Origin of the sequence: Burkholderia sp. Bp9140, from assembly GCF_003853425.1 — a bacterium.
Lineage (GTDB): Bacteria > Pseudomonadota > Gammaproteobacteria > Burkholderiales > Burkholderiaceae > Burkholderia.
The window spans coordinates 48,428-61,439 of the sequence record NZ_QTPQ01000024.1; the positions used below are offsets into that span (position 1 = coordinate 48,428).

The 13,012-nt window shown below is 67.4% G+C and carries 14 protein-coding genes; 1 reads left to right on the forward strand and 13 read right to left on the reverse strand.

The features are described from left to right. Positions 1-107 precede the first annotated feature (107 nt). The 3 genes from DIE21_RS20455 to DIE21_RS20465 all read right to left on the reverse strand — a co-directional run bounded on the left by DIE21_RS20455 (position 108) and on the right by DIE21_RS20465 (position 3,332). Positions 108-1,487: a tripartite tricarboxylate transporter permease gene (locus tag DIE21_RS20455; protein ID WP_124499425.1), complete on the reverse strand. Its 1,380-nt coding sequence runs from the start codon at positions 1,485-1,487 to the stop codon at positions 108-110. Then, entirely contained in the window at positions 1,487-1,969 is a 483-nt protein-coding gene (locus DIE21_RS20460) for a hypothetical protein (protein WP_124499426.1), read from the reverse strand. The genes DIE21_RS20455 and DIE21_RS20460 overlap by 1 nt, the downstream gene beginning before the upstream one ends. Positions 1,970-2,045: 76 nt before the next feature. Further along, positions 2,046-3,332 carry a hydroxymethylglutaryl-CoA reductase, degradative gene (locus DIE21_RS20465; RefSeq protein WP_124499427.1) on the reverse strand — a complete coding sequence of 429 codons (1,287 nt, stop codon included), beginning with the start codon at positions 3,330-3,332 and terminating at the stop codon, positions 2,046-2,048. 161 nt (positions 3,333-3,493) lie between these two features. On the opposite strand from DIE21_RS20465, the gene DIE21_RS20470 reads away from it, so the two are divergent. Further along, positions 3,494-4,879 carry a PLP-dependent aminotransferase family protein gene (locus DIE21_RS20470; protein ID WP_124499428.1) on the forward strand — a complete coding sequence of 462 codons (1,386 nt, stop codon included), beginning with the start codon at positions 3,494-3,496 and terminating at the stop codon, positions 4,877-4,879. Between the two features lie 53 nt (positions 4,880-4,932). Here the strand turns inward: DIE21_RS20470 and DIE21_RS20475 are convergent, their stop codons facing one another. The 10 genes from DIE21_RS20475 to DIE21_RS20520 form a co-directional block, all read right to left on the reverse strand. Further along, positions 4,933-6,210: an epoxide hydrolase family protein gene (locus DIE21_RS20475; protein ID WP_124499429.1), complete on the reverse strand. Its 1,278-nt coding sequence runs from the start codon at positions 6,208-6,210 to the stop codon at positions 4,933-4,935. Positions 6,211-6,380: 170 nt separating this feature from the next. Further along, positions 6,381-6,977 (reverse strand): pyridoxamine 5'-phosphate oxidase family protein, encoded by a 597-nt coding sequence (locus DIE21_RS20480; RefSeq protein ID WP_124499430.1) that lies wholly within the window; start codon positions 6,975-6,977, stop codon positions 6,381-6,383. Positions 6,978-7,079: 102 nt separating this feature from the next. Further along, positions 7,080-7,268 (reverse strand): hypothetical protein, encoded by a 189-nt coding sequence (locus DIE21_RS20485; RefSeq protein WP_124499431.1) that lies wholly within the window; start codon positions 7,266-7,268, stop codon positions 7,080-7,082. Between the two features lie 10 nt (positions 7,269-7,278). After that, positions 7,279-8,478 carry a PLP-dependent aminotransferase family protein gene (locus DIE21_RS20490; RefSeq protein WP_124499432.1) on the reverse strand — a complete coding sequence of 400 codons (1,200 nt, stop codon included), beginning with the start codon at positions 8,476-8,478 and terminating at the stop codon, positions 7,279-7,281. Between the two features lie 370 nt (positions 8,479-8,848). Beyond that, the gene (locus tag DIE21_RS20495; RefSeq protein WP_124499433.1) at positions 8,849-9,037 is read right to left on the reverse strand and encodes a hypothetical protein; all 189 of its coding nucleotides are present in this window, start codon (positions 9,035-9,037) and stop codon (positions 8,849-8,851) included. A gap of 61 nt (positions 9,038-9,098) precedes the next feature. Continuing rightward, positions 9,099-10,283, reverse strand: a complete 1,185-nt coding sequence (locus tag DIE21_RS20500) for a thiolase family protein (RefSeq protein ID WP_124499491.1) — start codon at positions 10,281-10,283, stop codon at positions 9,099-9,101. A gap of 168 nt (positions 10,284-10,451) precedes the next feature. Next, positions 10,452-10,637: a rubredoxin gene (locus DIE21_RS20505; RefSeq protein ID WP_124499434.1), complete on the reverse strand. Its 186-nt coding sequence runs from the start codon at positions 10,635-10,637 to the stop codon at positions 10,452-10,454. Next, a complete protein-coding gene (locus DIE21_RS20510) occupies positions 10,634-11,557 on the reverse strand; it encodes an alpha/beta hydrolase (RefSeq protein ID WP_124499435.1) in 924 nt (307 codons plus the stop codon). The genes DIE21_RS20505 and DIE21_RS20510 overlap by 4 nt, the downstream gene beginning before the upstream one ends. Then, positions 11,557-12,654 carry a fatty acid desaturase gene (locus DIE21_RS20515; protein WP_124499436.1) on the reverse strand — a complete coding sequence of 366 codons (1,098 nt, stop codon included), beginning with the start codon at positions 12,652-12,654 and terminating at the stop codon, positions 11,557-11,559. The genes DIE21_RS20510 and DIE21_RS20515 overlap by 1 nt, the downstream gene beginning before the upstream one ends. A 13-nt stretch (positions 12,655-12,667) precedes the next feature. After that, on the reverse strand, positions 12,668-12,988 hold the full coding sequence (locus tag DIE21_RS20520; RefSeq protein WP_124499437.1) for an acyl carrier protein: 321 nt from the start codon (positions 12,986-12,988) through the stop codon (positions 12,668-12,670). Positions 12,989-13,012 lie beyond the last annotated feature (24 nt).

The window sequence follows — 13,012 nt, forward strand, 5'->3', positions numbered from 1 at the left end:
ATCCCAACGTATCTGTGTTCGGGGACGACACACTGCGATTCAAAATCGCACGCGAAACGGCGTGTTTCGGCGGCCGCGCGGCACACGCGGCCCCGTGCGCCGAAGCGTCAGAGCAGCTTGACGATCGCCGGCACGCTGAGCACGGCGACGTAGTACCCCATGAACTGGACGCCTGTGTTGAACGCGAACAGGCGTGACAGCATCCCGCCGAACAGACCGACCGTGACGATCACCGCGAGCCCCGGCAGTTGCCCTTCCCACACGCCGATCACGACGATCAGCCCCGCGAAGGTCGCGATGATCGCCTCGTGGCTCAGCTTGCGCGCGACGAACGACGCCGCACGATGCGCGTGATGCATCGCGAGCGGATACGCGACCAGCGCGGCCAGCAGGATCGACAGCAGCCCGTAGCCGAGGAACTCGGGCCAGCTCATCAGCGTATGCAGGTTGTGGATCTGCCCGCTCGCCGCATCGACCGTGAAGCGCGGCGGCGCATTGAACAGCGGCGCGGCCGGGCCGGCCGCGACCGGGCTCAGCGGCAGCCCGAACGCGATCAGCGGAATCATCGCCTCGGCGATGTAGGTCGCCTCGGTCACGCCGTTGCGCGCGGCGATCACGGTCGTCAGGCGCTGATACGCGTGACGCACCCGCGCGCCGACGATCTCGCCCATCAGCACCGTCATCGCGACCGGGCTGAACACGAAGGTCGCGCTCGACACGGCGGCCGTCCCGACCGTCCAGCCCACCTGCTCGCGGTCGAGCACCTTCAGCGGATTCGGGAAGTAGCCGCGCCAGCCCTTCACGTCCGGCGCGAGCACGAACGTCGACGGCCCGTCGCGGCGCATGCGCCGCCGCTCGGCCGGCGACAGGATCGAGAACAGGTCGGCAACCAGCGGCCCGATCGCGATCCCGAGGAAATAGCTGACGCTCAGCTTCACGCCGTAACGGCCGGTCAGCGCCTGCAGCCCGACCACCAGCATCACGAACGGCACGAGCAGCAGCACCGACGCCCAGCGTCCTGCCGAGCAGTACGCGATACCGACGGCGGCCGCGAGAAACACCCATGGCGCGGCTTTGGCGATCACCGTGCCGAACGGTGCGAGCAGCGACGCGAACAGCACCGCGAGCGGCAGCGCGACGAACGCGGCGACGATCGCGCCGGAGATCATCTTGCGCAGCGCGATGTGCGGCACGCCGAGCGCGCGCAGCAGCGTCGCCTGCTGCAATAGCGGCGCGGCCATCGTGTCGCCGGGAATGCCGAGCAGCGCGGTCGGGATCGCATGCGTGATGTGCTTGGCCACCGCGCCCGCGAGGAAGAAAGTAAACACGCCGGCCGGCGGCACGCCGAGCAGCGCGACGAGCAACGTGAGCGGCGCGATCGTCGTCGTTTCGTCGGTGCCGGAGATCAGGCCGATGCCCGAGAACACGATCGCGCCGAGCAGCCCCATCGCCAGCGCGGCCGGCAACGCATGCAGGAGTGCATCCATCAGCGGCCTCCGGTGCGCGCCCGCGCGCTCGACGCTTCGTACGAAGCGAACAGGTCGAGCAGACCGAGCTCTTCCATCTCGGCGCGTGCGCTCGGCGACAGGTCGCTCACCGAGCCGAGCCCGCCCGATGCGTCGGCGAGCTGCCGGAGCGCTTCGTCGCGCTCGGGGCCGCCGGCCGCGTGCTCGATCACCGTGCGCTTCGGCTTGAACAGCCACGCGCACAGCGCGCCGGCCAGCAGGCAGCCGCCGAGGCCGATCAGCATCGCGTACGCCCGCGCGATGGCCGCGTCGCGCACGAACGACGCGAGCGCGAGCCGGCCGGCCTCGAAGGCGCCGAGGCTGATCGCGATGCCGAGCAGGACCGACCACGCCAGGTGCTTCGTGGCGACCGTGTCGCCCCACACCTCGACGAGCGTGTCGGCCTGCGCGAACGACTGCACGCGATGCGACGCCGATACCGCGCTTGAACCGGTCTGTTCCATGTGTCTCCTCCTTGATTGATATGTCGCCGGCAGCGCCGGCACGGCATGCGGCACACGGCATGCCGAACACCGCGCGTCAGCCGTCGCTGCGTTCCGCCAGCAGCGCGACCGCGAAATCCGCCCGCACGTCCTTGGCCGCGACCATCCGTTGCGCGATCCGGTCGATGTCCGCGCCCGTTGCACCGGCCGCGACGGCGATGTTGCGCGCATGCAGCGCCATGTGGCCGCGCTGGATCCCTTCGGTCGCGAGCGCGCGCAGCGCGCCGAGATTCTGCGCAAGGCCGACCGCGACCGCAATCTCGCCGAGTTCCTGCGCGGACGTCACGTTCATGATCTTCAGCGCGAGCCGCGCGAGCGGATGCGTCTTCGTCGCGCCGCCGACGAGCCCGACCGGCATCGGCATCTCGATCGTGCCGACGAGGTCGCCGTTGTCGGCCTTCTCCCAGGTCGTCAGCGACGTGTAGCGGCCGCTGCGGCTCGCATACGCATGCGCGCCGGCCTCGACCGCGCGCCAGTCGTTGCCGGTCGCGACCACCACCGGATCGATGCCGTTCATGATCCCCTTGTTGTGTGTCGCGGCGCGATACGGGTCGGTGGCCGCGAACACGTACGCATCGATCACGCGATCGATGACCGCCTCGCCCGGATAGTCGTCGGTCGCGAGTGTCCGCGCCGAGTACCGTACCTCCGCACGCGCCAGCCGAAGATCCGCGAGGTTGGACAGTATCCGCAACCGTACCTGCCCGCCGGTGATCGCTTCGATGCGGGTCGCGACGGCTTCGGCCATCGTGTTGACCGTGTTCGCGCCCATCGCGTCGCGCACGTCGACGATCAGGTGCGCGACCACCATCGCGCCGCGCGGCGTATCCGGGAACACATGCACCTCGATGTCGCGGCAGCCGCCGCCGAGGCCGACCAGCACGTTGTCGCGGCTGTTCGCGAGCGCGATCAGTTCGGCCGCGTGCCGCAGGATCGCGAGCCGCGCGCCGTACGGGTCGCCGACGCCGATCACCTGCACCTGCGCGCGCATCAGCGGCCCGCTGCTCGACGTGCGGAAACCACCGGCCGCGCGGGACAGCTTCGCCATGTACGATGCGGCCGCCACGATCGACGGCTCCTCGACGGCCATCGGCACGATCACGTCACGGTCGTTGATCCGGAAGTAGCCGGCGACCGCCATCGGCAGCTCGAACGTGCCGATCACGTTCTCGATCATTCCGTTCGCGGTGTCGAGCGGCAATGCGCCGGGTTCGGCGAGCAGCGCGTGCTCGGCATCGTCGAGCCCGACGGTACGGGCAAGGTGGGACAGGCGTTGTGCGGGCGTGAGCGCACGGAAGTTCGGCAACGCGGAATCGATGGGCATGATGTCGTTCTGTTTCGGGGTGGCGGTGTTGCCTGCCGCGGTTGCGGCGGGCAGCGGATAGCCGAATAATAGTCACGCTGTACCCATTGAAAAGGTACAGACGGACCAGACAGTCGACTATCCGTACCCATGACAGTGAACCTGCCTGACGGACCCTCACGATGAAACAGCGTGCAAGAGCCAGCCTGTCTGGCGCCATGGCGGACAATCTCGCCAGACAGATCGAGGAAGGCGTGTTGCCAGCCGACGCGAAGCTGCCTTCCATCAGGGAATACGCCGAGGCGTCCGGGTGTTCGAAGAACACCGTGATCAGCGCGTTCGAGATGCTCGCCGCCGACGGCCTGATCGAGCCGCGCCGCGGCGCCGGCTTCTTCGTCACGCGGCGCGCGGCGGCCGCGCCCGACATCGACGAGCCGAGCTCGCTCGACCGTGCGATGGACATCGTGTGGCTGATGCGCGAGCAGCTTCACGAGAAGCCCGACGTGCTCAATCTCGGCGAAGGCTTCCCGCCGATCGAATGGCTCGAGGAAACGCGGCTGAACCAGTACCAGCAGCGCATCGTGCGCACCGGGTCCGCGTCGCTGTTCCGCTACGGCAGCCGGTTCGGCTACCTGCCGCTGCGCCAGTCGCTGCAGCAGAAGCTCGCCGGCTACGAGATCGAGGCACCGCCCGCGCAGATCGTGCTCACGCATGGCGCGAACCAGGCGATGGACCTCGTGCTGCGCTACTTCGTGCGCCCCGGCGACACCGTGCTCGTCGACGACCCCGGCTACTACCCGCTGTTCGGCAAGCTCAAGCTGAGCGGCGCGAACATCGTCGGCGTGCCGCGCGAGATCGACGGCCCGGATGTCGCGAAGCTGGCCGAGCATATCGCCGCGTATCGGCCGAAGCTGTTCTTCACGCAATCGGTCGGGCACAACCCGACCGCGACCGATACGAGCGCGGCCAAGGCACACCGGATCCTGCAGCTCGCCGACGCGCACGACCTGATCATCGTCGAGGACGATGCGCTGGCCGACCTGCGGCCGCGCTCGCTCACGCGCATCTCGACGCTCGATCAGCTGCGCAGGACGATCTATATCGGCAGTTTCTCGAAGTCGGTGTCGGCGGCGCTGCGCGTGGGTTTCCTCGCGTGCAACGCGGCACTCGCCAGCGATCTCGCCGACGTGAAGATGCTGACCCACGTCAGCAGCTCCGAGTATTGCGAGCGCACGCTCGACGCGATCGTCAGCGACGGACATTTCCTGCGGCACACGAATCATCTTCAGGAGAAGCTGCGGCGCGCGACCGCCACTGCGCTCGATGCGCTCGATCGGCTCGGCGCGCAGGTCTATCGGCCGTGCGAGCAGAGCCTGTATCTGTGGGCCGCGTTGCCCGGGTGGTCCGATTCGATGGCACTGGCGCAAGCGATGCTGGCGCGCGGCGTGATCCTCGCGCCGGGCGCGGTGTTCTCGCCGCAGGCCGATCAACCGTCCGCCTATTGCCGGTTCAATGTCGCGTATCTGGCCGACAAGCGGTTCGCGCAGGCGTTGCATGCGGTGAGGTAGCCACGAACGCGGGCCGGCATGGCAGCCGGCCCGGGTTCTCCCTCAGACCACGCTTACGCGCGACGCAACGGCCGGAACCCGGCACGCACTTCGCGGGCAAACAGTTCCGGCTCTTCCCATGCCGCGAAATGGCCACCCTTGTCGACTTCGTTGAAGTAGATCAGGTTGTGATAGCTGCGCTCGGCCCAGCTGCGCGGCGCCTGGTAGATCTCGCCGGGGAACACCGTGATCGCCGCCGGCAGCGAGATATCCACCGCGTTGAAGTTGTTCGAGTGGTCCTCCCAGTAGATCTGCGCGGAGGACGTCGCCGAATTGGTCAGCCAGTACAACGAAATGTCGTCGAGAATCTCGTCGCGCGGGATCGAGCGTTCGGGCACGCCGCCGCTGTAGGTCCACTGCGAGATCTTGTCGTACATCCACGCGGCCTGCCCCGACGGCGAATCGGCGAGCGCGTAGCCGACCGTCTGCGGACGCGTGACCATCATCGCCGAGTAGCCGCAGTTGTCGCGATAGAACGTCGCGAGCTTCTCGTACGCGGCCTTCTCCTTCGGCGACAGCGACGCCGGCGCCGGCGCGTCGGTCTGGAGCAGCGTCGCGATGTCCGGCGGTACCGTCGCCGGCATGTTCACGTGAATTCCGGCCAGGCCCTGCACGCGCTGCATCGCCATCCGGTGCGAGATCACCGAGCCGCAGTCGCCGCCCTGCGACACGAAGCGCGTATAGCCGAGGCGCGCCATCAGCTCGCCCCATGCGCGCGCGATGTGGTCGGAGCCCCAGCCCGGCTTCGTCGGATGGCCCGAGAAGCCGAAGCCCGGCAGCGACGGCACGACGACGTGGAACGCATCGTCGGCGCTCGCACCATGCGCGGTCGGGTCGGTCAGCGGACCGATCGCCTTCAGCAGCTCGAAGATCGAACCGGGCCAGCCGTGCGTCATGATCATCGGCATCGCGTTCGCGTGCCGCGACCGCACGTGGATGAAGTGAATGTCGAGCCCGTCGATTTCGGTGATGAACATCGGGAAACCGTTCAGACGCGCCTCGCCCTTGCGCCAGTCGTAGTCGGTGCCCCAGTAGCGCAGCAGCGCCTGCATGCGTGCGAGCCGCACGCCCTGCGATTCGTCGGCGACGGTCTCGCGGCCCGGCCAGCGCGTCGCGGCGATGCGGCGGCGCAGGTCGGCCAGGGCTTCATCGGGGATATGAGCGGTGAACGGGCGTATGCCGTCGCCGCCGGTTGCCGCGTGCAGCGCGGTAGGCAGCATCGCGGATACACCGGCGGCCACGGAAGTGGCCAGCAGGTGGCGACGCATCGGGGAAAACGGTGTGGAAGACATCGTTCGGCATCTCCTTTCGTGAAGTGGAAAGTGAACATGCCGCGCGCCCTATCGCGCCGGTTTTCGCTCGGGCGCGCGCTGGTCATGCGGCGTCGCCTATTTGAAAGGTCTGATGTATCCGGGATTTGTCTGATTTGTACGCGTTTGTAGCAGGCGTGCGGATGTCGCCGTCAGGGGGCGATCCAGCGGCCTTCGCAGCCGTCGTCGTTCAGGTCGAATACCGCGCGGCGATGGCCGGTGCGGGCAAGTTCGAGCCAGTCGATGCGCGTCACCGTGACATGGAGCAGGCAGAAGTTCCGGTAGCCGTCGTCGTCGGATGCCGTGCTCGGGCCTGCCGTGACATGCGCTTCTTCAGGCGACTCGATCGGCGTGCCCGGCCGCAACGGTGCGCGATACAACAGCAGCGTATGCGGACGGCTCGACTGCCAGATCGCGCGACGATGCGCTTCGTCGTCGCAGATCGATGCAACGCCTTCCGCGCGAATCTGCACGAGCGCGTCGAGATCGCTCGCGACGATGGCGATGCGCGGATCGCGGCGCAACTCCGCAACCTTCTCCGAACGCGCGTCCGTATGAAACGCCAGCAGACGATCGGCGCGGCTCACTTGCCGCAATACGATCGTGCGCACCTTCGGCGCACCGTCGACGCCAAGCGTCGCGGCCTGCACCATCGTGAACGGCGAGCGCTGCGTGCCGACGCCGGACTCGAGGCAGGACCAGAGACGATCGCAGGTTTGCGTGAGCGATTCGGAAGCGGGATCGGACATGATGGCGCGGCGCGCTTGCGGAATTCGGTCGCGCCAGCTTAACCGTTTCGGCGGCGGGGCGCGTGGCGCCTCGTGGCTTCCGTTGCCAATCCGCCGCGTGGTTCAGTTGTAGCCGAGGACGGCCGGTGCGGCGTCGCGCGTGTCGGTCGGATCCGCGCCAAAGCGGCCGAGCACGTCCGCGACGTACTGCGGCCCCGCGCCGATCTGCGACGACTTGTGCTCGACCGGACGGATATCGGCCATGCCCGGCGCTTCGTCCATCCATGCGGTGTCGTTGATGACGATGTTCATGTGGGTCTCCTCACGCGGCCAGCGCCGCACCATACGCGCGCACCAGGCGCGCCACGCCTTCCCGGATCGCGTCGACGTCGGGCGCGGCGAACGACAGGCGCAGCGATGCGGCGTCGACGTTGTCCGCGAAGAATGCCTTGCCCGGCACGAACACGACCTTGTTCGCGATCGCCTGCTGCAGCAGCACGTCCGACGACACCGCGCCGATCCGCGCCCACACGAACATCCCCCCTTCGGGACGATGGAACGCGATCGCATCGCCGAAACCGTCGCGCAGCGCGTCGCACATCGCGTCGCACTTGCGCTTGTAGGCCGCCGTGATGCGCGGCAGATGGCGTTCGAGTGCGCCGTCGGCGAGATACTCGGCGGCGGTGGCCTGCGTCCACGGCGTGCTGCACAGGTCGACCGTCTGCTTCGCGATCACGCAGCGCCGCGCGATCTCGGCCGGCGCGATCGTCCAGCCCACGCGCAGCCCCGGCGCGACGATCTTCGACAGGCTCGCGAAGTGCACGATCCAGTCGCGCGCGCCCTCGACTTCGTGCGCGAGTGCGAGCATCGACGGCACCGGTTCGCCCGCGAAACGCAGGTCGCCGTAGGGATCGTCCTCGACGATCAGGAAACGGTATTGCACCGCGAGACGCAGCAGCTTCAGCCGGCGTTCGCGCGTGAGCGTCGCGCCGGTCGGGTTCGCGAAGGTCGGGACCGTGTAGAGCAGCTTCGGCTGCGCGATCGCGCCGGATGCGAGTTGCGACGCGAGGCGCTCGACGTCGAGGCCTTCCCCGTCGACGGGGATCGTGACGATGCGCGCCTGTTGCAGGCGCAGCGCCGCCAGCGTCGCCGGATAAGCCGGTTGCTCGGTCAGCACGACGTCGCCCGGCGCGACCATCACGCGCAGCAGCAGGTCGAGGCCCTGCTGCGAGCCGGTCGTGACGAGCAGTTCGGCCGGCGTGCATGCCACGCCGCGGCGCGCCATCAACGCGATCAGTTGCTGCTTCAGTTCGGCGAGGCCGTCGGTCGGGCCGTATTGCAGGCACCGGACCGGCTGCGCGTACGCGCGTTCGGCGGCCGTGTCCAGGCCATCGACGTCGAACAGGTCGCTGGCCGGATAGCCGCCCGCGAAGGAAATCATCCCCGGCTCGGAGAGGTACTTGAACAGCTCGCGGATCGGCGAACCGGCAGGATTCTGGAATGAGGGCGTAAACGCGTACATGTCGTCGTGAGCTGGATCGCACGGACGGCCGGGATAGCCGACAGGTGCCGCCCGCCACCGCGCTTCTGGCGCACCGGCGGGAATTCGAGCCACGATTGTCGACAGTCATTAACGCGGCGGCAAACGATATCTGTGCACTAGGTCTTGCGGTTTGGTCATCAATTGATGAAGCGCCGCGAATGCGCGACGCGCATCGCGGCCCCGGCATTCACGCCGTCACGGCCGCGCGACGCCATCCACGCGATGACGCCGGGCGGCACGTCCGCGTGCGATCGGACCGGGCCAGACCAAGGACACGCTCCGCCGCGCCTGCGCCCCTGACCCGGCCCGTCACGCGCACCGGACACGCAACGGACGCACACGAATCGCGCTACGCGTGCGGAGGCGATACGCCCTTCCTGACGTAGCAGGCAATCGCTTCCAGCATGCCGACGTCGAGGTCCTGCACGCGCTCGGCACCGAAATGGGTCAACCACTTGCCCGCGAGCTCCGTCTGCGTTGTCGTGTGCCCGGTCGCGGCAAGGGCATGCAGGTCTTCCAGTGCTGAACGCTGGTCCATGTTTTCTCCGTGATTGCTGATGGTCGGGACGCTGCCGGTTCCTGTCGCGATCAAGACGCCGTCAGACGGCCTCCAGGGCGAGGGCGATACCCTGACCGCCGCCAATGCACAAGGTCACCATGCCGCGTTTCACGCCATCACGGCGCATGGAATGCGCAAGACGAGTCGTCAGGACCGCGCCGGTCGCGCCGATGGCGTGACCGTGCGCGATCGCGCCGCCTTCGACGTTCACCCGCTCTTCGTCGATGCCGAGTTCCCGAATGACCGCGATCGGCACGGCAGCAAAGGCCTCGTTGATCTCGAAACGCTCCACGTCGTTCAACGACCATCCGGCACGCGCGAGCGCCATCTGTACTGCCGGCACCGGCCCCAGTCCGAACATGCCTGGCTCGACCGCACCCACGCCGTAGGAAACGAGCGTCGCGATCGGCTCGATTCCACGCGCCTCGGCATACCGCCGCTCCGCCACGACCATTGCCGCCGCACCGCTGTTCAATCCCGGTGCATTGCCTGCGGTGATGGTGCCGTCGGACCGAAACGCGGGTTTCAAGCCGGCCAGCGACTCGAGCGTCGTGTCCGGCCGCGGCTGCTCGTCGCGCTCGAACCTGACGCGTTGCTTCCGCCCCTCGATATCGACCGCGACAAGCTCGGCGTCGAACGCCCCGCGTCCTTGAGCCTCCACGAAGCGCCGTTGCGAACGTTCCGCCCAACGGTCCTGCTGCTCGCGCGTCATTCCCGCCCTCGCAACGAGGTCTTCCGTATGCCATCCGGAATGCCGACTGGAAAACGCGTCGACGAGACCGTCCCCGAGCATGCTGTCGACGATCTCGGTATTGCCCATGCGATGGCCCCATCGACCGCTATCCAGCAGATACGGCGCACGGTCCATGTTTTCCATACCGCCCGCCACCGCGACCTCGCCGAATCCGAGCCAGATTTCCTGGGCCGCATTCACGATGGCCTGGGCGCCCGAGCCACAGACGCGATTCACTGTCAGCGCGGGCACGGCCACCGGAATGCCTCCGCCGACGGCTGCCTGACGCGCGGGATTCATCTTGTTGCCTGCCTGAATGACGTTGCCCATCACGACCGAAGCCAACTCCGCCGGATCAACCTTGCTGCGGCGCACCGCTTCGCGCACCGCGATGGCGCCGAGCGTCGTCGCGGCAACGTCCTTCAACGTGCCGCCAAACGCCCCGATGGGCGTTCTTACCGGACTGCAGATCACTACCTGTCGAGCCACCATTTCAACACTCCATTCAACGTTCAGTTTTTCCTGATGCGATGCCACCGCATCGTCGCGAGCCGCCTGTAGGGAGGGGATGCGGCCTCGCGTGCCCGGCACGCTCGTGAACCCGTCTCTCGTGCTTGCGGGCGCAAGATCGGGCACGCCGCGCGGCCCCCTTCCGTTGCGTCAGATCGATACCATTTCGAAATCCTCCTTGCCGACGCCGCACTCCGGACACTTCCATTTGGCCGGAATGTCTTCCCAGCGCGTGCCCGGCGCAATGCCGTCTTCCGGCGCACCCTGTTCTTCCGAGTAAATCCAGCCGCACACCAGGCACATCAACGTGCGCATCTCCACCGCCGTCGTGCTCATCTCGCCAGCTCTCCAAAATTCGACATTTGTCGCTTCACGAATTCGCGCACCTGCTCGCGTACCCTCGCATCCGACAGGATCCGCCCGTGACCCGTGCCCGGCGCCGGCCACAACGTCGCCTCCGGCAGGCCCGCCACCACCCGCTGCGCCTCGCAGTACGGCACCACGGGATCGGCCGGGTCGTGCACGACCAGCACCGGTACATCGAGCGACGCGCCCCGCGCCAGAATGTCCCAGTGGCTGACTGGCACGCCGTTGCGGCGTTGCAGCTCCGCATAGATGCGCTCGATCACCGGACGCGGCAACGCCATGTCACGGCTCGCCCAGCGCTCCAGCACCTCGGTCAGCGCGATCGTCGGCGCGATCAACACGATGCAGCGCAACGACGCGCGGCGCGATCGCTCCGCCAGCGCCGAGATCGTCGCGATCGAGCCGAGCGAATGCGCAATCACCACGTGCGCGCCTTCGATCGCATCCAGCGCCGCGCCCGTCGCCCGCGTGAACTGCGTCATCGTCGTATGCTTGCCCGGCGAACGGCCGTGCGCGGGCGCGTCGAATGCCGCCACCGAACAGCCCAGCGCCTGCATCGGCTTGACGAAGCTCAGCATGCTGCTGCTGTCGGTGCCCCAGCCGTGCACGAGCAGCACCCGCGCCGCGCCGCCATCCCAGCAATACGCGCGGTCGATGTCCGCGTTGCCCTCGATGGACGTCACCTTCGCGCCGAGCGGCACACGATCGCTGACGGGCAGCCCGTAGCCACGCGTAAAGCCGAACGCATCGGCCGCACGCCGTCCCGCCATGCGCGGCGCGAACGTGTTCAGCATCCGGAACGCGCGCCGGCCGAGCCGCACCCGCAACGATGGCGCCTTCGCCGTCCGCCGTGTGATCGGCGAGACTTCCGTGTGATTCGCGGCCACCATCACCGGCCCTCCGTCGCCGCGCGCGCACCGACGGGCACTGCCTCCCGCGACAGGTTCCGGTAATAGCCGGACTCGGTGTCGTAGAAGTGGCAGTGACGGATCACGTGCCACAGATCGCCGAAGGTGAAATCCTTTTCGCGAATCATTCCCGGAAACGCTTCCTTGAGCGCCGCCTGTGCCTTCGGCAGGTTGTAGAACGGCACGATCGGCGCGACGTGGTGCGCCGTATGCACCGAAATGTTGTGAGTCATGAAGTGCAGCCACTTCGGATACCGGTAGTCTGTCGTCACAAGCAGGCGACTTGCGTTCGGCGTCCAGTGCTGCGACGGCAGAAACGGGATGTCGTCCGACGTGTGGTGCATCAGTGTCGTGGCGCTGAACCACGCATGAATCATGAGCCACGGCACGACGAAGTACAGGAACAGGCCCGTGATGCCGGTCAAGTAGATCAGCGCGGGGAAATAGAGCATCGCGACGATCAGCACGAAGCCGATCGAGCGCTTCACGTCGCGCCGCATCTCGCGCTTCGGATAGAAGCCGGGACGGAAGCCCGATTCCTTCCAGTAGCTCACCGTACCGGCCCAGAACAGCCACTTGCGGGTACCGGCGTACTCGAGCCGCTTGAGGAGCGGCATGCGATCGTAAAGCGGCGCGGGAATCGGCCGCCAGTCGGTGTCGAGCTCGAGGTTGTTGGTGTTCGCGTGGTGCAGGTTATGCGTGTGGCGCCACGCATGGAACGGATACAGCAGCGGCAGAAGCGATAGATGCCCGATCATCAGGTTGAAGCGCCGGGAGCGGGAGAACGAGTTGTGCCCGCAATCGTGCGCGATGCAATGCAGCCCCCAGCCGCCCAGGCCCGCGAGCAGCCACAGCGGAACGTAGAACAGCCAGTGCGGCGCAAACGCGATGCCGACGATCGCGCCGATGTACGCCGCATAGCTCACCACGAAGCCGAGAACGCCACGCCACGCGCGCGGCTCGTATAGCGACTTTGGAATCGCGTCGGTCAGCCGTACGCCCTCGAGCGCCTTCGATTTCTGCAGGAATTCGTCGAAACGCGCCGGCGGCGCGCTCGGAACGGTGTAAGTGTTCGCCATGTCGATCTCCCGCTTACGCAGCCTGCAGACCGAGCTCGGTCGAGAGGTGGCGCGCCAGCTCGTCGATGCTGTTGTGTTCGAACAGCAGCGCCGGGGACAGTCGCTGCTCGACGACTTTCTCGAGATCGCCCGACACCTGCACGGCAACGATCGAATCGAGCCCATACTCGTCAAAGCGTTTGGCGGGATCGATGGCAGCCCGGTCCACCTTCAGCTGCTTCGCGAGCCGGTCGACCAGCCAGCTTCGGATCGACGCTTCCGTCAGGGGGCCGACGTCGGCGGCCACCGCTTTCTTGCGGCCGAACAGGCCACCCAGGATTCCAGCTTGAGACATGATGAATAATCCTTCTATACGAGG